Here is a 25,107-nt window from a genome sequence, read left to right on the forward strand (position 1 = left end):
CGCGGGGGGGGGGGGGGGGGGGGGGGGGGGCGGGGGGGGGGGGGGGGGGGGCGCCGGCCCCCCCCGCCGGGCCCGCGCGCCCCCCGCCCGGTTCCGGTGTCAGGGCCGCTTGCGGACCAGCGTGATGCCGTCGGCCACGGTCAGCAGGGAGATGTCCACCCGGTCATCGGTGTGCAGCGCGGCATTCAGTTCGCGGACGCCCGCGGTGTCCGGGTCCTGCATGTCCGGGTCCGCCGCCCGGCCGAAGAACAGCGTGTTGTCCACCACCAGCAGGCCGCCCGGCCGCAGCAGGGCGAGCGATTCCTCGTAGTAGCGCGGGTAGTTGGCCTTGTCGGCATCGACGAAGACGAAGTCGAAGGACTCCGGTCCGCGCTCCGCCGTCAGCTCCGCCAGGGTCTTCACCGCGTCGCCGATCCGCACCGCGATCCGGTCCGCCACCCCGGCCCGCGCCCAGTACCCCGCGCCGATCGCGGGCCAGCGGTCGGTGAGGTCACAGGTCACCAGCTCCCCGCCGGGCGGCAGGGCGCGGGCCATGCAGAGCGTGCTGTACCCCGTGAACGTGCCGATCTCCAGGACCGACCGCGCGCCGGTCAACCCCACCAGCAGTGCCAGCAGTTGCCCCTCCTCTGCCATCACCTGCATCGCCTCGCCGGCCGGCAGGGCGGCGGTCTCGGCGCGCAGCTCGGCGAGCAACTCGTCGTCCCGCAGTGAGGTCCCCCTGATGTAGTCGAGCAGTCGCTGCGTGGTTGTCACCTGCTGGGCCATGGGACTCCTTGTCGGGTGCGCGTCCTGGTCCGGACGCGGTGCGGTGGGTGCGGTGGGTGCGGTGCGTGCGGTGGCTTGGGTGGCTTCGGTCAGGTCCGCGGACGCGGTGGGTTCCGCGGGTTCCGCGGGTGCGGAGCGAGAGGGACCCGCAGGGGCTACGCCCACTGAAGAGACGCCGACGTCCGCCCGAGCACCGAGCGGAGCCGGTGGCCGACCGGGCCGAGTCCGGCGGTGGCGGCCAGGTCCAGCGCGGACCTCAGGTTGGCCTGCTCGGTGCGCCACCAGTCCTCGGCGTTCGGATGGCAGGAGGGGGCGGGCGCCCAGGGGCCGAAGACCGGGCCCCGGACCGGGCCCGCGGCGCCGTGGCCGGCGGACCGGGCGAGCTTGTCCTCGGCCATCCGCAGGTAGCAGGTGAGCAGCCGGCGCAGTGTCTCGGCACGGCACTCGGGCGGGTCCTCCGCCTCGGCCCGCTCCCTCGCGTAGGCGCGCAGCAGGTTGTCGAGACGGTAGCGGCCGCAGCCGCTGGCGTGCAGCAGGTGGGCGTCGGCGAGGATCTCCAGGACGGCTTCCGCCGTGTCGACCTGGCAGTCCAGCAGGACGGCGGCGATACCGGCGTCGGTGTGCTCGGCCCCGACGGCGCCCAGCATCCGGAAGGCGGCGGCCGGGTCGGGCAGGGACGGCGTCCGCACGGCGTCGCACTGCAGGCGCCGGTAGTCGCGTTCCAGGCCGATCCGGACCCCGAGGTCGCCGACCCGCAGTTCGTCGAGCAGGCGGGCGGAGCGGGCCAGCCGGGCGGCGAGCCGGCCGAGGTCCCAGTGCGGGCGGCTCAGGTAGCGGGCTCCGACGATGCGGACGGCGAGTGGGAGGCCCGAGCACCGCCGGACCACGGCGCGGGCGGCGTGCGGCTCGGCCTCGACGCACCGGCGGCCGACGATCGAGCCGAGCAGTTCCAGGGCGGCGGGTTCGTCCAGGGGTTGGAGGATGACGGTGTGGGCGCCGTCCAGGTCGGCGAGCCGGTCGCGGCTGGTGACGATCACCCGGCCGGCCTGGCCACCGGGGAGCAGCGGCCGGACCTGCGCCGCACCGCGTGCGTCGTCGAGCACCACCAGGACCCGGCGGTCGGCGGTGAGCGAGCGGTACAGCAGGGCGGCCTGGTCCGGGTCGGCGGGGATCGTCTCGGCGGGCACCCCGAGGTCGGTCAGGAAGCGGGCGAGCACCTCGCCGGGCTCGGCGGGATTCTCGGTGCCGCCGAGGTCGGCGTAGAGCTGCCCGTGGCCGAACCGGTCCCGGACACCGTGCGCGACCCGGAGGGCGAGCACGCTCTTGCCGATGCCGCCGCTGCCGGTGATCACGGTGACGGCGGCGGTCGCGCCGGTCGGTAACTCGGCCAGCAGCCGGCGGGCGAGTTCGCGTTCCTCGGTGCTCCGGCCGACCAGTTCTGGTGGGCCGGCGGGCAGTTGGGCGGGGCGGGGCCGGCGCGGGCCGCCGGAGTGCGGGTCGGGGCGCGGGCCGGGGTGCCGCGGCTCCGGCCCGACGGGGTCGGCCTTCGGGGCGGCGCTGGCGGCGGGGTCGTCGGCGGCCAGGATGCGGCGCTGCATCTCCCGTAACTCCGGGCCGGGTTCGGCGCCGAGCTGGTCGATCAGCGTTGTGCGGGTCAGCTGGAACAGGGCGAGCGCCTCGGACTGCCGACCGGCCCGGAACAGCGCCAGCATCAGCCTGCTGACGAGGGCCTCGCGCAGCGGGCTCTCCTGGACCTCGCGCCACAGCTCGGGCATGATCTCGGCGTGCCGCCCGAGGGCGAGGTCGACGTCCAGCCGTGATTCCACGGTCTGCAGCCGTAATTCGTGCAGGTACCGGCCCTCCACCTCGCGCAGGGCGCGGGAGTGGATGTCGACCAGTGGTTCCCCGCGCCACAACTCCAGTGCGGCGGAGTACTCCGCCGAGGCCGGTTCCAGCTCACCGGCCCGGAGGTGGGCGGCGGCCCGCGCGCGGTGGGCGGCGAAGCGTCCGAGGTCGGTCTCGTCCTCGCCCAGCTCGATCTGGTAGCCGGGGGCCCTGGTGAGGATCCGCCTGCCGGCCTGGTGGCCGAGGGCCTGGCGGAGCCTCATCACGTAGGTGCGGACGGTGGCCGCGGCGCTCGGCGGCCGGCCGCCGTCCCAGACCGCCGCGGCGATCCGGTCCACCGACACCACGCGGTTGGCATTGATCAGGAGCAGGGCGAGCACGACCCTCTGGCGGGGGGCGGGCACCTCACGATCCCCTCCGTCCACCCGGACGGACAGGGGGCCGAGTATACCGAACTGCACAGACAGCCTCGATTCATGACGGCACAACAGAGCGATGGATCAGGCCTGCCGAGCAGGCCGCGGACAGCCTTCCTCCCCGCTCGTCGTCCTACGGGTCGGTCCGCAGGGTCACGACGGGCGGCGCGCGGGCGGCGGGCCCGAACTCCTGGGCAGCGGGGCGAGTTCGTCGGAATCGACGAGCGGGGTGTCCATCAGGACGCACGGGCGGTCGAGCACCGTGCGGTCGGCCGCACCGGCCGCACCGGCCGGATCCCGGATCGTGGAGTTCCGAGTGCCGGTGCGCACACCGCCGCAGGCTCCGGCATCGGCGGCGTCCTCGCCGAACGCCTCCCCGAAGGCGGGGACGACCTCGGCCGACCGGCCCACCCGGTGCTTCTTCCGAACCGGCACGGGACCCTCCGCACCGGTTCCTCCGGGCATCCCGCCGGGGCCCGGACGTCCGCCGAGGGGAGGGATGCCGCGGCTCCGCGGCGTCGACACGCGCGTTCGGGCGCCGCGATCCGGATCCTCACCGCCGGCAGGTACTCGCATCCGGCCGGGGGTTGCGCGATCCCCTGCCGGCCGCCTTGCCGAGGGTGCGCGGCCGGCTCCCGACGATCGGTGAGCCGGCGCGGGAACAGGCGGGCTGCCGGAGGCGTGACTCCACACCCCAACCGGGCGAGCATCGCCTTCCCCTCGATGCCGCCGGCGAACTCCGCTCCGGGGAGGCCGGGCGGAGGCGCCTCCGGTACCGCGTACGACCCCACCGCCCGGCAGGTGATCGACTCGCGGCGCCGCACCCGGTCACCGGGCGAGCCCCGACCCGGCGGTGGCCGTCCCGCTGTCCCGCCCAGGTCGGTCGGACCGCGGTGGTCCTTCACGCCACGTCGGTCTGCCGTGCCGTCGTGGCCGCCCGGCCGGTGGCGCACGGGTCCCCGGCAGTCGACCGGCCCCGGCGAAGCGAGGTCAGTCACCGCGCCCCCAATCCGTGACGCCGCGCCTCCCCTCTACCGAGAGCTCTGGAGAACTCGTTGCTCCGGTCGGCCGAGGCCCAGCGCGACCCGACGCGCCGCGACCGGGTGGCCGCCGTTTCGCGGGTGCCCCATTCCGACACCAAGAATTCGTGCAGAGTCGACACCGGCGACCTGCCCACGGAGCATGCTTCCCACATCGTGGCACCCCTCCCCGCTCTCGAAACCATCGCCCCCGACCGAGCCTGGCACGTCTTAGAGATGGGCTCCCAGAGCTTTCATCCCGCTGCGTTATCAAGTCGTTATCATCTGCACGCAACGAAGCCTTCGCGGGCGTCTCCGGAAAGCCGCAGCAAAGGGCCGTAAGTATCCGCACCGTCTCGCCACAAATCGGCCGGTCCGACTCCCCCGAAATCGTCGACCACGCCCGGCTCCGCATGAGATCCGACTGCCGCCCGGCGCCTCCGACGCGGCCCACCACGCCGGGACGCCCCGCTCCCACCCCGCCGACCTCGCCCGGCCCTTCGCCGCCGCAACCCGCGGCCCGCGGGCTCGGAGTCGCGGCGAACAGGGTGACGTTGGCCCCGGCGAGCACACCGCCACGCCGCGAGCGCGAGAATCCGGCGAGTCGCGCTCGCCTCGGAGGACTGAACCCCGCGGGCCGGGCGGCGACCGAGTCCGCGATTCCCGGCCGGGCCGGCCGCGCCCGGCCACCGACGCGGTGACGGGACCGCTCCCGGGGCGGGACGGCTCGTGGGCCGACCGGACCGACCGTCTCGTCCCGGATGGGGGCGAGAGCCCCGAGGGCCCCGCCCCCGGGGCAGTTGTAGCGGACTGTAGGGACCGCTACGCTGCGGTCATGAAACAGCTGAACGTGAGGTTGGACGACGAGGCGCACGAGGCGCTGGAACAGCGCGCGGAAGCCGCCGGCATGTCCCTGCCGGACTACGCCCGAAAGGTCCTCGCCGAGGAGGCCGACGAGCGCCGGGAGCGCTTCCTGACCGCGGCCGCGCACTTCTCCCAGGCGTGGGCGCCGGCCTTCGAGGCGGAGTTCGGCCCCTACCCGCACAGCGGGCGCGACGACGCGGCGGACGCCGCGTGATCCTGCGCGTCGACCGGGCCTGGCTGCTGGACATCGCCCACCAGTTCCTCCCCGCCGACCCCGACATCACCGACTACGGCACCCTCGCCGCGGCGGTCGCCCGGCATCTCGACGAGGTCATGGACGTACCCGTCTACGGCGCCGTCCACCAGCGGGCCGCGGCACTCATGCACCAGCTGATCCGCGTACCCGCCCTTGAGTTCGCCAACGAGCAGTTCGCCGCGGTCGTCGCCGCCTCCTACCTCGCCGGCTCCGGCGTGATCGTCACCGCCGAACCGAAACAGGCCGTCGAACTCGCCGGCCGGATCCGCGACGGACAGGCCGATGTCCGGGAGACCGCCACCGCCATCCGCACCTGGTACCGCTGACGAACGGACACGCGCCGACCACCAGGACGGGCCGGCGCGGACCGGCCGCTGGAGCCGGTCCGCGCCCTGGGGGGGACCCGTCGACGTGCGCCATGACGCCCCGGGCCTCCTCGCCTCCGGGGCGGCGGCGGTCAACGCCGAGGATCGACCGGCCCCGCGGGTCGTCCGGCCGCCGCGCAGTACCCTCCTGAGCGCCATCACCGCCCGGTGGCCGGCGAGAACGCCGGTCCCCCGCCGCCGACCGATCCGGCCGACCCGCCGTCGAGGACCGCGTCGGATCCGCCGCCCGGCGCCCCGGGCGTCGACGTGCAGGCCGGTGACGTCGCCACGGCACAGCCCGACCCCGCCCGCTTTCCCCCTTTCAAAATGCTGAAAGGGGATTTATACCTTGCTACCGTTGCCGCCGCTGCCACATCCGAGCAGAGGAGGAATACGTGTTCACCATGGAAGAAATACCCGAATCCCGCATCGCCTATCTGAGGCGAACCGGTCCGTACGGGGCGGAGAACGGAATCCAGATGGAACGGATCAAATCCTGGGCCGCCGAGAACAGCCTGCTGCGCGCCGACTCCGCCATCCTGGGCATCGCCCGCGACGACCCCGGCCGCACGCCGCCCCGCGACCTCCGCTACGACACCTGCCTGGTCCTGCCCGACGACACGGCGGTCCGTCACCCCGAGGTCCTGGAGGGCAACCTCACCGGCGGCCGCCACGCCGTCCTCACCACCGCACACACCGCCGAGGGCCTCGCACACGCCTGGGCAGGCCTTTTCACCGGCCTCGCGGCCCAGAACCTCACCTTCGACACCACCCGGCCCGTTCTCGAACGCTACCGGCCCCGGCTGCTGGCTCGGCACCTCTGCGAGATCTGCGTCCCCGTCCTGTGACCACGGTCGCGGTCACAGGACGGGGACGCGCGCAGCACGTGCCGACGTCCGGCTGTCCGGCATGGGTGCACCGCCGCACAGGCCGCAGATGCCGCACCCCAGCCGCGACCGCCCCTCGGCAGCGCGGGGCAGTGGCGGGCCGCCCGGGTCGTCGCGTCGTCCGCGTCCACGCCGACGTGGGTAAGGTCGACGCCCCGTACCTCGCCCGCCCGCACGACGCCGCCGGCGTGCCCCGAGACGATGTTCCTCACCTCACGGTCCCCCTTCTTCCGCATCGGTGCCGCAGGGAGAGCGCACCGTACCGGGGGTTCGGCGGATTTCCCCGGCCGTCAGCCCCGCGTCGGTCCGTACGTGTGACACCGATTCACGGAAGGCTGGCCCCATGAGGAAACTGATCTACGGCATGAACGTGAGCCTGGACGGCTACATCGCCGCGCCCGGCGACGACATCGGCTGGAGCGTACCGAGCGACGAACTGTTCCAGTTCTGGTCCGACCAGCTGCGGGCGACCGACCTGTCGCTGTACGGGCGCAAGCTGTGGCACACGATGAGCTCCTACTGGCCGACCGGCGACCAGCGGCCCGACGCCACCCCGGCCGAGATCGAGTTCGCGCGCCGCTGGCGGGACATGGCGAAAGTGGTGTTCTCCTCGACGGTCGACACCGTCGACTGGAACACCCGCCTCGTCACCGGCGACGCGGTCACCGAGATCACCCGGCTCAAGGCCGAGGACGGCGGCGCGATGGACATCGGCGGCGCGACGCTCGCCGGGGCGGCCATGCGGGCCGGGCTGATCGACGAGTACCTGCTGGCGACCGCGCCCGTCCTGGTGGGCGGCGGCACGCCGTTCTTCACCGCGCTGGACACCTGGGTGAACCTCAAGCTGGTGGAGACCCGGACGCTTCCCGGCGGCGTGATCCTGACCAGGTACGAGACGAGGCGCTGAACCCCCGTCAGGAGGTCCGCGCCACACACCCCGCGGGTGCCCCCGCGGGTGTCCCGGATCCGGACCGCCGCCCGGGCCACCCGCCCGGGTGAAGCCCCGCACGGCGAGGTCTCGACGGCCCCCAGCTCACGAACCTCCCCTCACGACCCCCCTCGCGGACCGCGGGCGCTCGCGCGAGTCACCCCGACCCGCCCGGAGTGAACGGCCCGGTCACGGTGGGGTGGGGAGTTCGATCAGGAGGTCGAGGCCGCCGGTGGGCGGGGCCGTCACCTCGATGTGGCCGCGGTGGGCCTCGGTGACGGAGCGGACCACGGCGAGGCCGAGACCGGAGCCCCGGGGGCCGGTCGGGTCGGCGCGGCGGAACGGTTCGAAGAGGGTGGGGAGGAGTTCGGGCGGGACGACGGGGCCGGTGTTGCGGACGCGCAGCCAGGCGTGGGCGGCATCGGTGCCGTGGCCGGGTCCGGAGTCGTGGCCGGTGGTGAGGGAGATCCGGCCGCCGGGGTGGTTGTAGCGGGCCGCGTTGGCGAGGAGGTTGGTGGTCAGCTGGGCCAGCAGCGCCGGGTCGCCGGTGGTGGGGGCGGGGTCGAGGCGCGTGATGAGGGTGAGACCGGCGGCCTCGGCCTCGGTGCCGATGGCGGCAGCGGCCTGCGCCGCCAGGTCGGCCAGGTCGGTCGGGCGCGGGTCGAGGGAACCGCTCTCGCCCTGGGCGAGGGCGAGCAGGGCGGCCAGCAGGGCCTCGCTGCGGGCGTTCGCGGCGAGGGCGCGGTGGAGGGCCGGGGCGAGGGTGTCCGGGACCTTGCCCTGGGCGAGAGGGACTTCGAGCGCGGTACGTTGCAGGGTCAGCGGCGTGCGCAGCTCGTGCGAGGCGTGGGCGGTGAACTGGCGTTGGGCGGTGAACGCGCGCTCCAGCCGGTCGAGCATGTGGTCGAAGGTGTCGGCGAGTTCGGTGATCTCGTCGCGCGGGCCGGTGAGGGCCAGCCGGTCGTGGAGGTTCCGGTCGCCGATCCGGCGGGCCGCGGCGGTGACCTCGCCGAGGCGGGCCAGGTAGCGGCCGGCCGTCCACCAGCCGAGGGCGGCGGAGAGCACGGTGAGGCCCGCCAGGATCAGGGCCGACCGCAGGAGCAGCTCGGTGAGCACGGAGCTGCGGAAGTCGGTGAACTGGGCCGGGGTGGTGGCGACGGCCTGCACGGGCGCGTCGAAGGGACCGGCGGCGGGCCCGGGCAGAGCCGGGAGCAGCTCGGTGGCCGGCATCACCAGGTCGCGGTGCTCGGTGATCGCGTGCCGGACCGTCACCCAGTCGAGCGCCAGCAGCAGGCTGCCGACGGTCAGGAACAGCAGCCCGTGCAGCAGCGCCAGCCTGGTGCGGATGGTCAGCCGGCGCTTGACGAGCGGACGCCGGCGCTTGACGAACGGCAGGCGGCGCTTGACGAACGGCAGTCCGCGCTTCACAGGCGGTAGCCGAACTTGGGCACGGTCTCGATCAGCGGCGGATCGCCGAGTTTGCGGCGCAGCTGGTGGACGGTGACCTTGACCGCCGTGCCGGAGGGGGGCTGGTGCGGGTCCCAGACCTGTTCGATCAGTGCCTGGGGTGAGACCACCCCGCCGTCCGCCGCCAGCAGGGCCTCCAGCACGCCGTACTCCTTGAGGGTGAGCCGCAGCGGTCGCCCGTCCCGTTCGACGATCCGGCGGGTGGTGTCCAGCCGGACGCCGTGGCGCTCCAGCACGGTCGGCGCGCCGGACCCGCCGCGCCGGCCGAGCGCCTGGACCCGGCTGACCAGCTCCAGGTAGGAGAACGGCTTGGCCAGGTAGTCGTCGGCGCCGAGCGCGAAGCCGTCCACCAGGTCGGCCACCGTGCCGGCGGCGGTGAGCATCAGCACCCGGACCGGGCTGCCCTGGGCCCGCAGGCTGCGGCACACGGCGTCGCCGCTGAGCACCGGCAGGTCGCGGTCCAGCACCATCACGTCCACCGGCCGGGTGGCGGCCAGCTCCAGCGCCCGGGCGCCGTCGTACGCGGTGTCCGCGTCCATGCCCTCACCGCGCAGCCCCTCGGCGATCATGTCGGCGAGTTCCCGTTCGTCGTCCACCACCAGTACGTGCATGTGGCCATTCTCCCGACCGGGTGGTTGGCATTCGGTTGGGCGTGGGCCAACCGGCGCGCAACCGCGGTCTTGGTAGCTCTGGTGTCCGAAGCACCCGGGAGCGTCCCGGGCGCGGAGAGGAACCGGTGATGACGGGGTACGGCGGGGTGCGCAGGGCGGCGTTGACAGCCGTGGCACGCGGGGCGGCGCTGACGGCCGTGGTGGGCGCGGCGCTGCTCGGGCTCGTGAGCTGCGGCGGCGACGGTGGCGGTTCGAAGGTCGCCGGCGCCGGCGCCGGTGGCGCCTCGAACGCCACGGGCGACCAGCGGCAGGTGATGCAGAAGTACGCGAGCTGCCTGCGGGACCAGGGCGTGCAGGGCGTGGAGGTGACCGACCAGGGTGTCGGCATACCGGCGACGGGCGTGGGGGACGGCGGCGCGGCGGGCGCGGACCTGGTGACCAGGGCGAGCGGCCACTGCGACAAGCAGGTGCCCGAGTACCACCAGTTGGCGCAGCGCCTGCGCGCGGACCAGGGCAAGAAGGACCTGGACGCCGCCCGGAAGTTCGCGGCCTGCATGCGCAAGAACGGCCTGCCCGACATGCCGGACCCGGAGCTGGACGGGGGCGCGGTCGTGATCAGGACCCCCGCCGGCCCGAACTGGGAGGTCGCGATGCCCAAGTGCGGGGATCTGATGAACCAGATCACCGGCGGCTACCGCACCGAGGTGGTCAAGTGAGCGGGTTCGGGACGAAGGAGAGGGCGAAGCGCGGGCGGGTGGGCCGGTGGGCCGCCGTGGCCGTGGTGGTCGCGGCGGTGGGGACGGTCGGTGTGACGCAGCCCTGGCGGGACGGGGAGGTGTCCACCGCCTCCGATCACCCGAACGCGACCGCCGTGGTCCAGCGGGGCTCGCTCGCCGCCGGCCTGAACCTGGTCGGGCGTCTCGGGTACGGCGACCCGACCGATGTCCTGGCGCCGGGCACCGGGGTGCTCACCGATGTCCGCAAGCCCGGGGACACGGTGTCCCGGGGTGACTGGCTGTACGAGGTCAACGGGGTGCGGGTGCCGCTGTTCACGGGCGCCCGGCCGCTCTGGCGGGCCGTCGGGCCCGGCGTACGGGGGCCGGACGTCGAGGAGGTGCAGCAGAACCTGGTCGACCTCGGGTACGCCAAGGACCTCGGTCTGAGCGTGAACGACCGGTTCACCGATGCCACGGCCACCGCGATCAAACGGTGGCAGAAGCAGCTCGGCGTGCCGCAGACCGGCACCCTGGAGCTCGGCAGCGTCATCGTGCTGCCCCAGCGGCAGGTCCGGATCGACGCGGCCGGTACCACCCTCGGCGCGCGGCTCGCGGCGGGCAGCACGGTGGTGCTCAAGACCACGGGCACCGACCTGGTGGCCACCGCCTCGCTCAAGGAGGACCAGCTGTCGCGGCTGGCGCCCGGTGCGGCCATCACCGTCCGGTTCTCGGACGGCTCGACCGAGCAGGGCAAGGTCCAGGGCATCCAGCGCGGCGGGTCCGCCAACGCGGGCGGGTCCGGTGGTGCCGGCGGGGACGGGGGCGCCGGGCAGCCGAAGGGGGCGACGCTGGTGGTCACCCTCCAGGACCAGACGGCCGCCCGGAAGGCCGGCCCCCGGGACGTCACGCTGACCGTCGAGGACCGCAAGGCCGACGACGTGCTCACCGTCCCGGTCACGGCGCTGCTCGCGCTCGCCGAGGGCGGGTACGGCGTGCAGGTCGCCGACGGTGGCGGGAAGACCAGGCTGGTGCCGGTGAAGATCGGTCTGGTCGCCGACGGCAAGGTCCAGCTCACCTCCGGCGACGTCCGTGAGGGCGACCAGGTGGTGATCCCGCAGTGAGCGCGCCCGTCCTCGAACTGACCGGTGTGGTGAAGGAGTTCGGCGCTCAAGGCGCGCCGCTGCGGATCCTGCACGGCATCGACCTGACCGTCGACCACGGTGAACTGGTGGCCCTGGTCGGCCCGTCCGGCTCGGGCAAGAGCACGATGCTCTCGCTGATCGGCACCCTGGACCGCCCGACCGCCGGTTCGCTGCGCTTCGAGGGGCAGGACGTCGCCGCCCTCTCCGAGGCCCGGCTCTCCGCGCTGCGGGCCGAACGGATCGGCTTCGTCTTCCAGCAGTTCTTCCTGCTGGCGGGCATCAGCGCGGTGACCAACGTGGCCACCGGCCTGCTGTACAGCGGGGTGGGCCGCGCCGAGCGGCTGGAGCGCGCGGCGCAGGCGCTGCGGCTGGTCGGCCTCGGCCACCGCCTGGACCACAAGCCGCACCAGCTCTCCGGCGGCGAGCAGCAGCGTGTCGCGATCGCCCGCGCGGTGGTCGGCCGGCCCGCGCTGCTGCTCGCGGACGAGCCGACCGGCGCGCTCGACAGCGTCACAGGCAGCGAAGTCGTGGATTTGCTGAGGGAGTTGAACGCGAACGGGACGACGGTGGTGGTGATCACCCACGATCAGGAGCTGGCTCGTTCGCTGCCGCGCCAGGTGGGCATCCGGGACGGGCGGATCGCGTTCGACAGTGCCGCCCCCGAGGCCGGGGGGTGCCTGTGAGCACGCCCATGACCGAGGCCGGAACGAGGGGCGGAGCCGGAGCCGGGAGCGCCCCCGCCCCCGGGCCCGGGGGCGTCCCCACACCGCGTCGGCTGGCGCCCTCCGATCTCCTGGGCCTCGGCCTGCTCGGGCCGCGCACCCGCAAGCTGCGCTCCGCGCTCTGCGCACTCGGCATCGCGCTGGGCATCGCGGCGCTGATCGCCGTCACCGGTGTCTCCGCCTCCAGCCAGGCCCACCTGCTCTCCCGGCTCGACCAGCTGGGCAGCAACATGCTCACCGCCGCCCCGGGCAAGGACCTCACCGGGAACGTCGTCGCGCTCCCCAAGGAGGCGGCCGCGATGCTGGGCCGGATCGGCCCGGTCTCCCAGGTCACCGCCGTCACCGGGACCAAGGCGAACGTGTACCGCACCGACCTGGTACCGGCCGGCCAGAACGGCAGTCTGAAGGTCTTCGGCGCCCAGCCCAACCTGCTCGACACCCTGCACGGCGAGCTGGCTGCGGGACGCTGGTTCGACGCCGGCGCCGGCGAACTGCCGCTCACCGTACTCGGGCACGACGCGGCCCAGGTCCTCGGCATCGACCGCCCCGGCGGGCGGGTCTGGATCGGCGGCCACTGGTACGGCGTGATCGGCATCCTGCGGGCCGACGAGCTGGCACCCGAGATCGACAACTCGGCGCTGGTGAGCTGGGAGCAGGCCACCGGCCGACTCGGTTCGGACGGCACCGCCGCGAACGTCTACCTCCGCGCCGACCCGGACCAACTGGCCGCCGTCGAGCGCGTGATCGGCCCGACCGCGAACCCGGCCGCGCCCAGCCAGGTCACGGTCTCCCGCCCGGCCGACCTGGCCAAGGCCCGCAGCGCCGCCAAGAACGGGATGAACGGGCTGATCCTCGCCCTGGCGGGCGTCTCCCTGCTGGTCGGCGGGGTCGGGATCGCCAACACCATGGTGGTCGGGGTGATGGAACGCCGGGGCGAGGTCGGTCTGCGCCGTGCGCTCGGCGCGCGACGGGGACAGATCGCCGCCCAATTCCTCATCGAGGCGGTCCTGTTGGGCCTGCTCGGCGGCCTGGCGGGCGCGGCGTTCGGGGCGCTCGGCGCGCTCGGCTACGCGACGGCCCAGGGCTGGCCCGCCGTCATCCCCTGGACAATGGCCACCGCGGGACCGGCCCTCGCCGTGGTGATCGGCGCGGCCGCCGGGCTCTACCCCGCACTGCGGGCCGCGCGCCTGCCCCCGACCACCGCACTACGCGGCGAGTAGCCCGCACCGGGGTGCCGCCGCGGCCCCTGCCCGGGGCGGGTGGCCCGGGCCGGGGGCGCCCCAAGGACCGGTAGGCCCGTGGCCGGCCGGACACGGCCACGGGCCGCGCCGAACAGCACCGCGTGCACCGGCTGCGGCGGGCCCTCGTCCGGGCGTGGCTACGGGGTCTGCGCCGTCAGGGCCGCGAGGTCGACGACCTGGTCGGCGGGTGGGGCGGTCACGAGAACGGGCCGGTCGTAGCCGTCGAAGTCGACCTGGAAGTCGTAGGCCTGCGTCTCCACGCGAACGGGACGCGGCGGACCTTCCGCGGCGAGGTAGCCCAGGAACGGCGGGTTGTCCGGGTCCGCGACAAGGAAGCTCACGGCCCTCCTTCCGCCTACCGACATCCCCCCGGCGGACAGCGCCTGCTCGGCCTGGGCCGCGGCGCCGACCACGGGGACCGTCGCCAGGTCGCAGAACCCGCCGACATCCTCCAGTAGCTGCCCCGGGGGCAGCCGGACCCAGCGGCCGCCGAACCTGGACGCGGTCGCCGCGCCCCACTCGGCGGCGAACGCCTGCGGGTCCATCTTGACGAAGGTCTCGCCCCGGACGCGCAGGATCCGGCTGGGGCCCTGCCCCTCCTGGATCGTGATGGCCGTGCAGTGGCCCGCGCGATCGGCCGACACGGCGAAGGTGGCGCGGTGCCCGTCCTTCAGGGCGAAGCCCGTCATCGTGACCGACGCCACCTTGCGGAACTCGGCTCGCGCCGCCTCCAGGAGCAGCACCCCGGTCATGGATTCCAGTCGCTCGCCGGGGCTTGCCGTCACGGTGGGCAGCGTGTCGACGACTCCGTCCACCGACCTGCCGCCACCGACCCGCACAGCGGCGGCGAGGACCAGGGACAGCGATAGACCGGCTGCGACGACTGCGACCTTGGTACGCGGGATCGGGATCACTCCGTGACATCGAATTGCTGATCATGCGTTCGAACAGATCGGAACAATGCCGGTCCGAGCCCCCGGACGTCAATCAGGAGTCTCGTGACCGTGATTTCCCGTCGTCGGCGAGTGGTCGCGTCGAGCAGCGAGGCCGGCGGGATCGGGGCGGCGCGGCGGTGTCAGTCCAAGGGCGGGCCGGTTGGTTTCCGCCTCGGACGCCGGCCGCGCCGAGGCGTCCGACGACCCACCCCGCGGGGTGTTCACAAGGGCGCGAGCGTGCAACGCGTGCAACACCTCAGGGGGCCGCGCCTCCTTTCGGCTCGCACTTCCGGCTGCTGGACTGAGGGCGTCCATCCGTAGCCCGTCCTCGCTGTCGGTGGAATCTCGATGGGGAATCCCACGTTTCCGGATCAGTGACTCGCCGCCATTGATGCGACCTGCCCGCCGATCACCGGCGTCCACCCTGGGTCCCTTCGTGGGAATCCGCTGATCCGTGGAGACAACACCGACGAACGACGGGCAACCACAGCGCCTTTGCTCGATACCCGCTCAAGCGGCCGACGCGGCCGCGTGCCGCGCTCGTCACCGCCCTCTCCCCTGCGCCGCGATCACAGCCTTCGTCCTCTGGCGGGCCGCTGCGCGAAGAGAGAGCACCGGACTGCCGGTTCACCCTGAGGAAGGCAGAAAGCCATGCCCGTAAAGCATTTCCCCTACGCGTTGCCCACCTTCGGAGACACCTTGTTCCCGTCCTCGGTCAATCCGCACGCCGACGAGGTCGAGGACCATGCCCGCGCCTGGCTTGAGTCCCACCAGCTTCTGGCGGAGCCCCGTGTCCGTGAGCGCTTCCACAAGACCCGTCTCGGGGATTCCCTGGGGTTCTGCTACCCCGAGGCCAGTTTGGAGGTTCTCACCTGTGCTGGTGAACTCCTCAGCTGGATCACCGTCTTCGACGACACCTTCGCCTATGTCACCGCCTCCGCCGACGTGGCCCGTGCCATCCCCGAACTCATCGGCGCGATCGAAGGGGCACCCGCCAGGGAGGAGACCGGCTTCGCGGCAGCACTGGGCTCCTCGCTGGCGAGCATCCGGCGGACGGTCGACCCCGTCCACGCCGACCGCATCGTCCAGGCCCTCCGTACCGACCTCCTGGCGCAGTACTGGGAATTGGGTGCCAACCGGAATGCCGTGTCCCTGGACGAATACCTGGCCGTGCGGCCCCGTACCGTGTACGCCACCGTCCTGGAATCCTTCGCCGAACCGGCAGGGAACTGGCACCTCACGGACAGGGTGCGGCGCCTGCCGGACGTGCACCGGGTCATCACCGCCGCGCTCAACCTCCTGGGAATGTGCAACGACCTCGTCTCCTATCCGTGGGAGATCGCCATGGGGGAAACCGAGCTGTGCAGTCTCGTCCCCCTTCTCATGCACGACCGTGGATACGGTACGGCGGACGCGTTCATCGAAGCGTCGCGTCTGTGTGACCAGCAAGCCAGGGACGCTCACGACGCGCTCGCCCGTATCGAGAGCGGCGACAACCCCGAGCTTCACCGGTTCGCCCGCACCATGCGTCTGCTGATCGGCGGGATCAGCGCCTGCGAGAACGCGGCCACCGAACGCTTCGCGCTGTGACCACGCACCGCAAGTCGACGCAGAGCACTCAGATGCCCGCGCATAAGGCCGCGGATCGGCTTCCCACCCTCGGCCTTCTCGTGGACCGCGCGCTGAGCGACCCTCAAGGAGCCACCACCGGCCCGTCGTGCTACGAGACGTCCTTCGTCGCCCGGCTTCCCAGAACCCCCGACTACGTCGGCATCGCCGACGCGGCGATGAACCACCTCGTCGAGGACCAGCGGCCGGACGGCAGCTGGGGCCCCAGCCTGGCCCCGCCGCCGTACCGGCTCGTTCCGACCCTGGCCGCCACCGCCGCGACCGCCTTGAGGCAGGACCAGGACGCACGGCACGTCACCTCCGCGCGCGAGGGACTCGCGTGGCTCTCCGCCCACGCCGAGGAGTTCCCGCCCGAACGCCTCCCCGACACCGGCGGCCTGGAAATCATCGTGGCCGCGCTTCTCGAAGACCTGGACACCCTCACCGTGGGCCAGGACGCGGCCCTGCTCCACGGTGTCCACCGACTGGCCCAGGTGCACGCGCCCGCCCGCCACCGGCTGGAGCGCCTGCGCGGTGCCATGCGCTCCGGACATCCCCTTCCTCCCTACGCCGATCACTTTCTCGAAGTCCTGGTCTCCCCCGCCGACACCCCGCGCTCCGGGGCACGCTGGGGAGCACTGCTCGCACAGGGCGCGGTCGCCTGCTCCCCGGCCGCCACCGCGACCCTCCTACGTGCCCACGGAGGACCCGTCCCCGCAGCCACCGCGTACCTGGTAAGCAACGCGCGGGACATGGGCGGCGCCCAACCCGGATTCCGTCCCATTCCGGCCTTCGAACTGGCCTGGATCACGCGCGACGTGCTCAGGACGGGATCGGTGCTTCCCGGAACGGCGGCCGACCGCATGCGCCGCGCCCTGCGGAGGTCCGTGACACCCGACGGCGTCGCCGTCGGGCCGGGAGCACCAGCCGACGGCGACACCACCGCCACCACCCTGGCGGCCCTTCGGCTGCTCGGCGCGGACGTCGACACGACACCCCTCGACCGGTTCGAGGACGTCGACGCGTTCGCCACGTTCTACCTCGGCGAGAGCGGCCCGTCCGTCACCACCAACGCGCACGCCCTGGAGGCGCTGACCGGTCCCACCCCCAGCGCACAGACCCGACGCCAGCGTCACAAAGCCACCGAATACCTGCTGGACAGTCAGGAGAGCGGAGGGCTCTGGACGGACCGCTGGCACGCCTCGCCGTACTACGCGACCGCCTGCGCGATGACCGCGCTGTCCCTGTGCGCCCCCAAGAGACCCACACCCCGGATCAAGGCGTCCGTCGACGCCATGCTGCGCGAACAACGACCGGACGGCAGCTGGGGTATCTGGGGCCCCACCCTGGACGAGACCGCACACGCCGCCGGCGCCCTGATCGCCACCGCCGTCGATCACCGGCACCACGACCGACGCCAGGCCGTTTCACGAGCCGCCGCCTTCCTCACCGACGCCCTCCACGCCCACGCGGACGACGCGGTGAACACGCCGCTGTGGCACGGCAAAGAGCTGTACCAGCCGATACAGGTCGTACGGGCACTGTCGGTGGCCGTGACCGAGCGTGCCGCTCGTCCGGGCTGACGACGCCGGCGAGACCGCCCACGCCGTTACCGAGAACCGGGTCGTCGAGGGCCTCCTGACCGGAGGCCCTCGAAGCCGGCCCTCCCCTCACCTCCCCTCACCTCCGATCACCCTCCGATCACCCTCCGACAAGGACACCGCATCATGGCCCCGCTACCTCCCCGCCCCGCCCCGCCTCCCACACTGGAGCCGCACCGCCTGAAGGAAGCCGTCGAACGGACCCTGACCACGTTCCTGGCGACGAAGGCGGAGTCGACGACGGCGGGTGGCCGTCTGCCGAACCTGGCGTCGCCGCTGCAGGAGTTCCTGGCCGCCGGGGGCAAACGCGTCCGCCCCGTCTTCGCCATGATCGGCTGGCACGCGGCCGGCGGCGTCGGCTCCGTCGACACGGCCCATCATCTGGCGGCTTCGCTGGAACTGTTCCACGCGTTCGCCCTCATCCACGACGACCTGATGGACCGCTCCGACACCCGCCGCGGCCGGCCCACCGTCCACCGCGCCCTGGCCCGCACGTACGGCCGGCGCCCGCCCGCGTCCCCGGCCGAAGACCCGGGAGCGGCCGCCGACCGCTTCGGCGAGGCCGCCGCCATCCTGATCGGGGACCTGGCCTTCGTCTGGTCCGACGAACTCCTTCACGCGGGTCGGCCGACCCCCGGACAACTGGCACGGGTGCTGCCGCTGCTGGACGAGATGCGCACCGAGGTCACCCTGGGTCAGTACCTCGACCTCGCCCACACCGGCTGTGCCGGCCCGGATGTCGAAACCGCATTCACGGTACTCCGCTACAAGACGGCGAAGTACACCGTCGAGCGCCCCCTGCACCTGGGCGCCGCTCTCGCCGGCGCGGAACCGGCCCTGCTCGACGCCCTGTCCGCGTACGCGATTCCCTTGGGGGAGGCCTTCCAACTCCGTGACGACCTCCTGGGTGTCTTCGGCGACCCGGACCTGACCGGGAAGCCGACCCTGGACGACCTGCGCGAGGGCAAGGCCACCGTCCTGATCGCCCTCGCCCTCCAACGCGCCACCGACGCCCAGGCCGACCGGCTCCGCTCCTTCCTCGGGTGCCGCACTCTGACCGAGGACCAGGCCGACGCCTCCCGTCGGATCATCGAATCCACCGGCGCTCACCGCGCCGTCGACGGCATGATCACCCAGCGCTACAAGGAGGCCCTCGCCGCCCTGGAGAGCCCGCTCATCGACCCCGTCGTCACCGACACCCTGCGCCTGCTCGCCGACCAGTCGGCCCGGAGACACACCTGACCCGGCGACCGCCGTCTCGGCGTGGTTCGCGGGCGTGAGGTTGCGGGACAAGCCGTAGCGAAACGACCGCGGGTGCGCCGGGCAGAGTCTGCCCGCCGTCGCCGCGGGGCCGGCCCCGGCCCGGCGATCGTGGTGGCGTACTCGACCTGGTGGGCGAGCGCCTCGGCGCGGGTGCGGGCGTCGTCGGCACAGGTGTGCTCGCCCTGCTCGGAAAGGTCGTCGGAGACGGAGAGGTCGCCGATCAGCCGGTCGGGGTCGACCGCGGTGACCACTCCGGCGAGCTCGATCAGCTCGCCCATCGGACGGCCGTCCACCTCACCGCTGGCGATCACCTCGACTGCCGGGTGCGGGTCGCTGCCGCCCCAGAGCTCGACGATCGCCGGCCCGTGCCGTCCGGCCTCGGCGATGCCGGCCAGCCCGGACAGCAGGTGCTCGCGCAGAACGCGGCAGGAGCAGTCGACTCTACATGAAAATGGATGTCATTTCTCCAGCCCCACATCCGGGGGAAGGCTTATTTGCGTATCGACGCAAAAGGTAGGACACTTCCCGAGGCACCGCCGTGTGCCGTCCCGGCAGCGCGTGATCCTGCCCGGCATCGACGTACCCAGCCAGAACCGGAGGAGGCAGCCATGGGCGAAGACCCTCCCAGTACCCGGCGCCGCCCCGGCGGCCTCCCCTCCGCCGCCCGCGCCTGATCCCGCGCGCGGCGTGACACGGCGCGCGTCCCACCGCGGACGCGTCGCCGCCCTCCCCTGTTCTCCGGCTCCCGCCTGTTCACGTACGCGCACCACCCCCGCTCCCCCGCCCCCGGCTTGTGGCCGAGGCGGCCGGAGCCGGTGCCGCGCGCCCGGAGGTTACCGTCATGTCGTTCCTCAAGTCGGCCCCGCCCGCCGCCCCGACCGCGCCCGCCGCCCGGCCGGCCGGCCGCCTGTCCCGGATGACCTGGGTGGACGCGGTCGTCGCCGCGGCCGTCCTGGTCCTGCTCTACCTGGCCCTGCGGGTCGGACAGGGCACCACCGTCCGGTTCTCCACCGGCCAGGACGCCACCGTCGACACCGACCCCGCCCGACTGCCGTACGACGCGGCGAGCTCGCTGCTGCGGATGTTCGCCGCCCTCGTGCTCTCGGTCGTCTTCACCTTCGGCTACGCCTACGCCGCCGCGAAGAGCCGGCGACTGGAGCGCGTCCTGATCCCCGCGCTGGACATCCTCCAGTCCGTCCCGGTCCTGGCGTTCCTGACCGTCGCCGTGACCGGCTTCCTCGCCCTGTTCCCCGGTTCCATGCTCGGCCTGGAGTGCGCGGCGATCTTCGCGATCTTCACGTCCCAGGCGTGGAACATGACCTTCGGCTTCTACTCCTCCCTCACCTCGCTGCCGAGTGAACTCGACGAGCTGTCACGCTCGTTCCGCTTCACCCGGTGGACGCGGTTCTGGAAGGTCGAAGTGCCCTCCGGCATGATCGGCCTGGTCTGGAACGGCATGATGAGCTTCGGCGGCGGCTGGTTCTTCCTGGTCGCGTCCGAGGCGATCAGCGTCAACAACCAGAAGTACGCGCTGCCCGGCATCGGCTCCTACGCGGGCGCCGCCATCGCCGACGGCGACCTCGGCAAGGTCGGCTGGGCGATCGCCACCATGGCCGTGCTGGTGATCGCGGTGAACTTCCTGTTCTGGCGGCCCCTCACCGCGTGGGCGGAGAGGTTCAAGAACGAGCAGTCCGAGGCCACCGAGATCCAGCGCTCGGTCGTCCTGGACTTCCTGCGCCGCTCGCACTGGCCCGAGCTGCTCGGCCGCCTGCTGCGCCCGGTGGGCCTGGCGCTGTCCCGCGCCGGCCGGCTGCTGGGCACCGACGACCGGCCGCCGGCCGCCGGCTCCACCCGGCGGCGGGCCGGGGACGTCACCTTCGCCGTCGTCGCCGGCGGCCTGATCCTGTGGGGACTGTTCGACCTCGGCCGCTACCTGTACGACCGCACCGGCCTCGGCGTGTTCGGCGAGCCGCTGCTGCTGGGCCTGGCCACCCTCGCCCGCGTGATCGTCCTGGTGGCGGTGGCGACCGTGGTCTGGGTACCCATCGGCGTGAAGATCGGCTTCTCCCCGAAGCTGACCCGCATCGCCCAGCCCCTCGTCCAGGTACTGGCCAGCTTTCCCGCCAACTTCCTGTTCCCGCTGGTCGTCTGGCTGCTCCTGAGGACCGGGCTGTCGATCGACGTGGGCGGCATCCTGCTGATGGCCCTCGGCGCCCAGTGGTACATCCTGTTCAACACCATCGCCGGTGCCATGGCCATCCCGACCGACCTGCGCGAGGCGATGGACGACCTCGGCGTGCGCGGCCGGCAGCGCTGGCGGCGCCTGATCATCCCCGGCATCTTCCCCGCCTACGTCACCGGCGGCATCACCGCCTCAGGTGGCGCCTGGAACGCCTCCATCGTCGCCGAGGTCGTCACCTTCGGCACCACCACGCTGACCGCCACCGGCCTCGGCGCGTACATCGCCCGGGCCACCGAACGCGGCGACTACCCGCACCTGCTCGCCGGCGTCGCCGTGATGAGCCTGTACGTCGTCGCCCTCAACCGCCTGTTCTGGCGCCGCCTCTACCGCCTGGCCGAGACCCGCTACTCCCTCTGACCACTCAACGCGAGGCCCCGCCCACACCACTTCGCACTTCGCACGGAGAACCTCCATGAGCGTCAAGACCCTGCTCGGCCGACGCGCCGGCGCCACCCCCACCGACACCAGGACCGCCCCGGCCACCGCGCCCGGAGCCCGCCCCGCCGACGGCGAGGTGCTGCTGGAGACCGTCGGCCTCACCAAGACCTACGCCGGCGCCGACGGCGAACTGCCCGTCCTGTCCGGCATCGACCTCCAGGTGCGGGCCGGCGAGATCGTCGCCCTGCTCGGCAAGTCCGGCTCCGGCAAGTCCACCCTGCTGCGCTGCCTGGCCGGCCTGCTCCCGCCCAGCTCCGGCGCCGTCTCCTACCGCGGCACTCCGCTGGCCGGGGCCAACCCCGGTACGGCCATGGTGTTCCAGACCTTCGCCCTGCTGCCCTGGCTGACCGTCCAGCAGAACGTCGAACTCGGTCTGGAGGCACGCGGGGTGAGCCCCCGGGAGCGCGCGGAGGCCGCCGTCCGGGCGATCGACCTGATCGGCCTCGACGGCTTCGAGTCCGCCTACCCCAAGGAGCTCTCCGGCGGCATGCGCCAGCGCGTCGGCTTCGCCCGCGCCCTGGTCGTCGAGCCCGACGTGCTGATGATGGACGAGCCCTTCTCCGCCCTCGACGTCCTGACCGCCGAGAACCTGCGCGGCGAGCTGATGGAGTTGTGGGAGTCCGGCCAGTTCCCCACCCGCGCCGTCGTCCTGGTCACCCACAACATCGAGGAGGCGGTCTTGATGGCCGACCGCGTCGTCGTCCTCGGCTCCCGCCCCTACGGCACCATCCGCGAGACCGTCGAGATCACCCTCGACCGACCCCGCGACCGCGACTCGGCCGCCTTCGACGAACTCGTCGACCGCGTCTACCGGATCATGACCGGCCGTCCCAAGGAGACCCGCCTGCCCGGCCGCGGCGAGGCCGTCCAGCTCGACCGGCGCACCGTCGCGAATACCCCGCTGCCCACCGCCAGCGTCGACGGCCTCTCCGGCCTCGCCGAGATGATCGCCCACCGCGGCGGTCGCTGCGACCTCGCCGACCTCACCGACGAACTCGGCCTGGACATCGACGACATGCTCCCCCTCGTCGACGCCCTCGACCTGCTCGGCTTCGCCGAGATCAGCGGCGACGACCTGGTGCTCACCGACACCGGGGCGGCGTTCGCCGGCGCCGACGTCCAGCTGTCCAAGACCATCTTCGCCCCGGCCGCGCTGGAGCTGCCGCTGGTCAAGCTGATCGCCAACAGCCTGCGCGGCGGGCACGGCACCACCGTGCGCGCCGGCTTCTTCCGCGACCTGCTCGCCCACCACTACACCAGCGAACAGGTCGACCGCCAGCTGGAGACCGCCACCGACTGGGGCCGCTACGCCGAACTGTTCGGCTACGACGCGGCCCCGCAGGAGTACCGGCCGGACGAAGGGGCCGGCCTCCCCCGCTGACGCGCGACGGCGCGGGACACCCGTCCCGCGCCGTCGCGCACCGTACCGATCAGCCCGCCTGCCCCGTGGCCAGGCGCCGCCGCCCCACCCGGGCGCCCTGCGTCGCGGGCGCTTCGGCGGCCGCGACCGCCCCGCCGCCACCGTCGCCGCCACCGCCCCCGCGCTCCGGTGTCTTCTCGGCGACCAGCGCCGCCTCCGTCAGCAGCCCGCTCACATCGGCGGCCCGGTAGAAGATCCGCGTCCCCTCCCGCCGCGACACCACCAGTCCCGCCGACCGCAGCCTCGCCAGATGCTGCGAGGTGGCGGCCACGTGGGCGCCCAGGAGTTGCGCCAGCTCGCTCACCGGCAGCTCCCGCCGGCTCAGCGCCCACAGCAGGCGGTAGCGCGACGGGTCGGCGACCGCCTTCAGCACCGCCACCGCGCGCTCCGCCGCCTCCGCGTCCCACGCTTCTCCTTGCGTACTCATGCAAGGATCGTACCGGTGCACACCGCGTCCGCTCCGCCGACCGCGCGGCGGCCCGCCGCGCGCACCCGGGCTTACGGACCTGCGGGGCGGACACGGTCGGCGTGCGGAAGACCCGACTCAGCCCTGCGCCGCCGCGAACAGGTCGGGGAACTTCTCCTGCAGGCAAGCGAGCGGGTCGGCCGAGACGAGGCACAGACCCGGCCCCGTCACCGTGAGGCCTTCTCCCCGGAGCTGGAGGATCTCCTTGATGAGGTCCACGAGGTCCAGCGAAATGGTGTCGACGCCCTCCCCCGGGTAGATCCAGTGACCGTCGTCGCTCGAAGCCAGTCCGTGATCACGAGCGGCCTTCTCGATCGCCGGCCGGTTGGCGCCGTAGATCGCCCGCCACAGGTCGCCGATGCCGTAGTACTTCTCGGCGATGCCCCACAGCGTGTCACCACTCTTCACGGTGTAGGTCACGTGTCGCGCCAGAGCGGGCGCCGGCACGGGCGTCACGGGCGCCAAGGACGTCGAGGGGGCCAGGGACGTCGAGGGGGCCAGGGTTGCGGGCGCCGAGCTCGCATGCGTCGGTGCGGGGGTGTGCGTGGCGGGCGCCGGGGCCGAGTGCGCCGGGGCCGAGTGCGCCGGGTCAGGGTCCTGCGCAGCGGCCGAGTAGCCGGACGCCAGCACCATGGAGCAGGCGGCGAGGCCGCTGACAGCAGCCAGCGCTATTCGGGTCCGCGAGCCCGTCGGACGAGTCGTCGCGGGGCGGGATGGGTTCCGTCGCATGTTCTGCCTTCCCAGTCGGGCGAGTACGTGGAGTCACTTGCTGACGACGTTATGTGACAGTCCCGTTCCGGGCGCGCCCTCGGTAGGCCGAACGGCCCGGCCGCGCGAGGTCGCGGTTCCGGTCGGGCCTGTCCCCCGGCAGCGGGGGGGTGGGGTGGGAGGACGGGGAAGGCGCGGCCGAGGGTCGGTGGGCTCAGCCGGGCGGCTCGCCGGCCGGAACGGGCGCGGGTGAGGGCGCGGGTGAGGGCCGGGGGGAACTCAGACCGCGGCCGCCGCGGGGTCCTCGGCCGGGGAGCCGTGCGTCCGATCGATCCGGTTGTCGGCGGTCAGGACGTCGCCGGTCAGGGGTGATCCTGCCGCGCGTCGGAGCGCGCCGACCGCGGGGTCGGCGATGGAGACGGTGAGCCGGTAGGGCGGGTCACCGGTGATGGTGTTCGACGCGTCGATCGGTGCCGTGAGCACCGACTGGAGGGCGAAGCCGTCGTACCCCGGGCACAGCGCCCGCGCGGGGAGCGTGACCTCAGCCGAGCCGCCCTCGGCCGGCGTGACGCGGACCTTTCCCTCCGGGGACGGGGCAGCGTCGTCGTCAAGCGTCACCGGCAGGCCGTACGCGCCACCGACGATCCCCTCCGGTCCCTCGATCTCCACGGCCACCCCCTCCGGGCCGAGCGGGCCCGACAGTTCGAGCACGCGCCCCGCGCCGGGGCCAAGCAGCAGGAGGAGGGTGAACTCCCCCTGGTCGTCGGCCCCGTCCCGCCCGAAGCCGTAGGAACCGAGGGTCAGCTGCGGGCCCGGTGTGCCGCGGCCTCGCCCTTCGCCGCTCCGGCCGGTGGGGTCGGGGGCGAGTGTGGCCGGCGGCGTGAAGTGGTGGAAGCCCTTGGCACCGCACCGGCTTCCGATGAACGTACCGCCGCCCGGCAACGCCGCGTCGGCCGTCGGCCTCGGCGGCGTCGTGGGCAGGGCCGGCGTCGGAGGCCAGGCGAAGCGGGCGGGCCTGGACGCGGCGGCCGGCCCGGAGCGCTCGGACCCGCTCGGGTCCAGCCACGGATTCCGGTAGGTGGCCAGACCGCCGACCGCGGCCACCAGCACTACCCACGGGATGAGATTCCGCGTCCTGTCGTTCATGTGTGCGCCCTCCCAGACAGCGGGTCACCTTATCGG

23 protein-coding genes are annotated in these 25,107 nt (G+C 73.3%); 14 read left to right on the forward strand and 9 right to left on the reverse strand.

Annotation, left to right across the window (positions count from 1 at the left end):
- Positions 1-99: 99 nt before the first annotated feature.
- The 3 genes from ACFXHB_RS33380 to ACFXHB_RS33390 all read right to left on the reverse strand — a co-directional run bounded on the left by ACFXHB_RS33380 (position 100) and on the right by ACFXHB_RS33390 (position 3,461).
- The gene (locus ACFXHB_RS33380) at positions 100-765 is read right to left on the reverse strand and encodes an O-methyltransferase (RefSeq protein ID WP_380578710.1); all 666 of its coding nucleotides are present in this window, start codon (positions 763-765) and stop codon (positions 100-102) included.
- Positions 766-920: 155 nt separating this feature from the next.
- Positions 921-3,014 (reverse strand): BTAD domain-containing putative transcriptional regulator, encoded by a 2,094-nt coding sequence (locus tag ACFXHB_RS33385; RefSeq protein ID WP_380578712.1) that lies wholly within the window; start codon positions 3,012-3,014, stop codon positions 921-923.
- A 165-nt stretch (positions 3,015-3,179) separates the two neighbouring features.
- Complete coding sequence (locus tag ACFXHB_RS33390) at positions 3,180-3,461, reverse strand: hypothetical protein (protein WP_380578714.1); 282 nt, start codon at positions 3,459-3,461, stop codon at positions 3,180-3,182.
- 1,419 nt (positions 3,462-4,880) lie between these two features.
- Between ACFXHB_RS33390 and ACFXHB_RS33395 the strand changes: the two genes are divergently transcribed.
- The 4 genes from ACFXHB_RS33395 to ACFXHB_RS33410 all read left to right on the forward strand — a co-directional run bounded on the left by ACFXHB_RS33395 (position 4,881) and on the right by ACFXHB_RS33410 (position 7,324).
- On the forward strand, positions 4,881-5,123 hold the full coding sequence (locus ACFXHB_RS33395; RefSeq protein WP_380578716.1) for a plasmid mobilization protein: 243 nt from the start codon (positions 4,881-4,883) through the stop codon (positions 5,121-5,123).
- Positions 5,120-5,491: a fic family toxin-antitoxin system, toxin component gene (locus ACFXHB_RS33400; RefSeq protein WP_380578718.1), complete on the forward strand. Its 372-nt coding sequence runs from the start codon at positions 5,120-5,122 to the stop codon at positions 5,489-5,491. The genes ACFXHB_RS33395 and ACFXHB_RS33400 overlap by 4 nt, the downstream gene beginning before the upstream one ends.
- Before the next feature lie 443 nt (positions 5,492-5,934).
- Positions 5,935-6,378, forward strand: coding sequence for a GyrI-like domain-containing protein (locus ACFXHB_RS33405; RefSeq protein WP_380578720.1), 444 nt, complete (start codon positions 5,935-5,937; stop codon positions 6,376-6,378).
- 382 nt (positions 6,379-6,760) lie between these two features.
- On the forward strand, positions 6,761-7,324 hold the full coding sequence (locus ACFXHB_RS33410) for a dihydrofolate reductase family protein (protein ID WP_380578722.1): 564 nt from the start codon (positions 6,761-6,763) through the stop codon (positions 7,322-7,324).
- 210 nt (positions 7,325-7,534) lie between these two features.
- Here ACFXHB_RS33410 and ACFXHB_RS33415 read toward each other — a convergent pair whose 3' ends face one another.
- Both ACFXHB_RS33415 and ACFXHB_RS33420 read right to left on the reverse strand, forming a co-directional pair.
- Positions 7,535-8,773, reverse strand: coding sequence for a sensor histidine kinase (locus tag ACFXHB_RS33415; protein ID WP_380578724.1), 1,239 nt, complete (start codon positions 8,771-8,773; stop codon positions 7,535-7,537).
- The gene (locus ACFXHB_RS33420; RefSeq protein WP_380578726.1) at positions 8,770-9,423 is read right to left on the reverse strand and encodes a response regulator transcription factor; all 654 of its coding nucleotides are present in this window, start codon (positions 9,421-9,423) and stop codon (positions 8,770-8,772) included. The genes ACFXHB_RS33415 and ACFXHB_RS33420 overlap by 4 nt, the downstream gene beginning before the upstream one ends.
- Before the next feature lie 128 nt (positions 9,424-9,551).
- On the opposite strand from ACFXHB_RS33420, the gene ACFXHB_RS33425 reads away from it, so the two are divergent.
- The 4 genes from ACFXHB_RS33425 to ACFXHB_RS33440 are packed head-to-tail and all read left to right on the forward strand — an operon-like array spanning position 9,552 to position 13,223.
- Positions 9,552-10,139, forward strand: coding sequence for a hypothetical protein (locus ACFXHB_RS33425; RefSeq protein WP_380578728.1), 588 nt, complete (start codon positions 9,552-9,554; stop codon positions 10,137-10,139).
- On the forward strand, positions 10,136-11,260 hold the full coding sequence (locus ACFXHB_RS33430; protein WP_380578730.1) for a peptidoglycan-binding protein: 1,125 nt from the start codon (positions 10,136-10,138) through the stop codon (positions 11,258-11,260). Before ACFXHB_RS33425 ends, ACFXHB_RS33430 begins: the two co-directional genes overlap by 4 nt.
- Positions 11,257-11,964: an ABC transporter ATP-binding protein gene (locus tag ACFXHB_RS33435; RefSeq protein ID WP_380578732.1), complete on the forward strand. Its 708-nt coding sequence runs from the start codon at positions 11,257-11,259 to the stop codon at positions 11,962-11,964. Before ACFXHB_RS33430 ends, ACFXHB_RS33435 begins: the two co-directional genes overlap by 4 nt.
- A complete protein-coding gene (locus ACFXHB_RS33440) occupies positions 11,961-13,223 on the forward strand; it encodes an ABC transporter permease (protein ID WP_380578734.1) in 1,263 nt (420 codons plus the stop codon). The genes ACFXHB_RS33435 and ACFXHB_RS33440 overlap by 4 nt, the downstream gene beginning before the upstream one ends.
- A gap of 158 nt (positions 13,224-13,381) precedes the next feature.
- On the opposite strand, the gene ACFXHB_RS33445 is transcribed toward ACFXHB_RS33440, so the two are convergent.
- On the reverse strand, positions 13,382-14,158 hold the full coding sequence (locus tag ACFXHB_RS33445) for a hypothetical protein (protein WP_380578736.1): 777 nt from the start codon (positions 14,156-14,158) through the stop codon (positions 13,382-13,384).
- 672 nt (positions 14,159-14,830) lie between these two features.
- Here ACFXHB_RS33445 and ACFXHB_RS33450 point away from each other — a divergent pair.
- The 6 genes from ACFXHB_RS33450 to ACFXHB_RS33475 all read left to right on the forward strand — a co-directional run bounded on the left by ACFXHB_RS33450 (position 14,831) and on the right by ACFXHB_RS33475 (position 22,712).
- Positions 14,831-15,769: a hypothetical protein gene (locus ACFXHB_RS33450; RefSeq protein ID WP_380578738.1), complete on the forward strand. Its 939-nt coding sequence runs from the start codon at positions 14,831-14,833 to the stop codon at positions 15,767-15,769.
- An 80-nt stretch (positions 15,770-15,849) separates the two neighbouring features.
- Entirely contained in the window at positions 15,850-17,370 is a 1,521-nt protein-coding gene (locus ACFXHB_RS33455) for a prenyltransferase/squalene oxidase repeat-containing protein (RefSeq protein ID WP_380578740.1), read from the forward strand.
- Between the two features lie 144 nt (positions 17,371-17,514).
- Positions 17,515-18,630 (forward strand): polyprenyl synthetase family protein, encoded by a 1,116-nt coding sequence (locus ACFXHB_RS33460; protein WP_380578742.1) that lies wholly within the window; start codon positions 17,515-17,517, stop codon positions 18,628-18,630.
- Between the two features lie 149 nt (positions 18,631-18,779).
- On the forward strand, positions 18,780-19,100 hold the full coding sequence (locus ACFXHB_RS33465; RefSeq protein WP_380578744.1) for a hypothetical protein: 321 nt from the start codon (positions 18,780-18,782) through the stop codon (positions 19,098-19,100).
- Positions 19,101-19,492: 392 nt separating this feature from the next.
- On the forward strand, positions 19,493-21,250 hold the full coding sequence (locus tag ACFXHB_RS33470; protein WP_380578746.1) for an ABC transporter permease: 1,758 nt from the start codon (positions 19,493-19,495) through the stop codon (positions 21,248-21,250).
- Between the two features lie 55 nt (positions 21,251-21,305).
- Positions 21,306-22,712 (forward strand): nitrate/sulfonate/bicarbonate ABC transporter ATP-binding protein, encoded by a 1,407-nt coding sequence (locus ACFXHB_RS33475; protein WP_380578748.1) that lies wholly within the window; start codon positions 21,306-21,308, stop codon positions 22,710-22,712.
- A gap of 49 nt (positions 22,713-22,761) precedes the next feature.
- Here ACFXHB_RS33475 and ACFXHB_RS33480 read toward each other — a convergent pair whose 3' ends face one another.
- The 3 genes from ACFXHB_RS33480 to ACFXHB_RS33490 all read right to left on the reverse strand — a co-directional run bounded on the left by ACFXHB_RS33480 (position 22,762) and on the right by ACFXHB_RS33490 (position 25,071).
- Entirely contained in the window at positions 22,762-23,178 is a 417-nt protein-coding gene (locus ACFXHB_RS33480) for an ArsR/SmtB family transcription factor (protein WP_380578750.1), read from the reverse strand.
- Positions 23,179-23,295: 117 nt separating this feature from the next.
- Entirely contained in the window at positions 23,296-23,637 is a 342-nt protein-coding gene (locus tag ACFXHB_RS33485; RefSeq protein ID WP_380578752.1) for a LysM peptidoglycan-binding domain-containing protein, read from the reverse strand.
- Positions 23,638-24,204: 567 nt separating this feature from the next.
- Positions 24,205-25,071 (reverse strand): hypothetical protein, encoded by an 867-nt coding sequence (locus ACFXHB_RS33490; protein ID WP_380578754.1) that lies wholly within the window; start codon positions 25,069-25,071, stop codon positions 24,205-24,207.
- Positions 25,072-25,107: the final 36 nt, after the last annotated feature.

It is taken from the genome of Kitasatospora sp. NPDC059327, assembly GCF_042752535.1.
GTDB lineage: Bacteria > Actinomycetota > Actinomycetes > Streptomycetales > Streptomycetaceae > Kitasatospora.

What these genes read in the sequence shown, in the direction of transcription:
- ACFXHB_RS33450 (WP_380578738.1), top strand. Translation starts at nt 14,831, where the DNA reads ATGCCCGTAAAGCATTTCCCCTACGCGTTGCCCACCTTCGGAGACACC.
- ACFXHB_RS33490 (WP_380578754.1), bottom strand. Translation starts at nt 25,071, where the DNA reads ATGAACGACAGGACGCGGAATCTCATCCCGTGGGTAGTGCTGGTGGCC.
- ACFXHB_RS33395 (WP_380578716.1), top strand. Translation starts at nt 4,881, where the DNA reads ATGAAACAGCTGAACGTGAGGTTGGACGACGAGGCGCACGAGGCGCTG.
- ACFXHB_RS33420 (WP_380578726.1), bottom strand. Translation starts at nt 9,423, where the DNA reads ATGCACGTACTGGTGGTGGACGACGAACGGGAACTCGCCGACATGATC.
- ACFXHB_RS33475 (WP_380578748.1), top strand. Translation starts at nt 21,306, where the DNA reads ATGAGCGTCAAGACCCTGCTCGGCCGACGCGCCGGCGCCACCCCCACC.
- ACFXHB_RS33425 (WP_380578728.1), top strand. Translation starts at nt 9,552, where the DNA reads ATGACGGGGTACGGCGGGGTGCGCAGGGCGGCGTTGACAGCCGTGGCA.
- ACFXHB_RS33380 (WP_380578710.1), bottom strand. Translation starts at nt 765, where the DNA reads ATGGCCCAGCAGGTGACAACCACGCAGCGACTGCTCGACTACATCAGG.
- ACFXHB_RS33480 (WP_380578750.1), bottom strand. Translation starts at nt 23,178, where the DNA reads ATGAGTACGCAAGGAGAAGCGTGGGACGCGGAGGCGGCGGAGCGCGCG.
- ACFXHB_RS33470 (WP_380578746.1), top strand. Translation starts at nt 19,493, where the DNA reads ATGTCGTTCCTCAAGTCGGCCCCGCCCGCCGCCCCGACCGCGCCCGCC.
- ACFXHB_RS33405 (WP_380578720.1), top strand. Translation starts at nt 5,935, where the DNA reads ATGGAAGAAATACCCGAATCCCGCATCGCCTATCTGAGGCGAACCGGT.
- ACFXHB_RS33460 (WP_380578742.1), top strand. Translation starts at nt 17,515, where the DNA reads ATGGCCCCGCTACCTCCCCGCCCCGCCCCGCCTCCCACACTGGAGCCG.
- ACFXHB_RS33410 (WP_380578722.1), top strand. Translation starts at nt 6,761, where the DNA reads ATGAGGAAACTGATCTACGGCATGAACGTGAGCCTGGACGGCTACATC.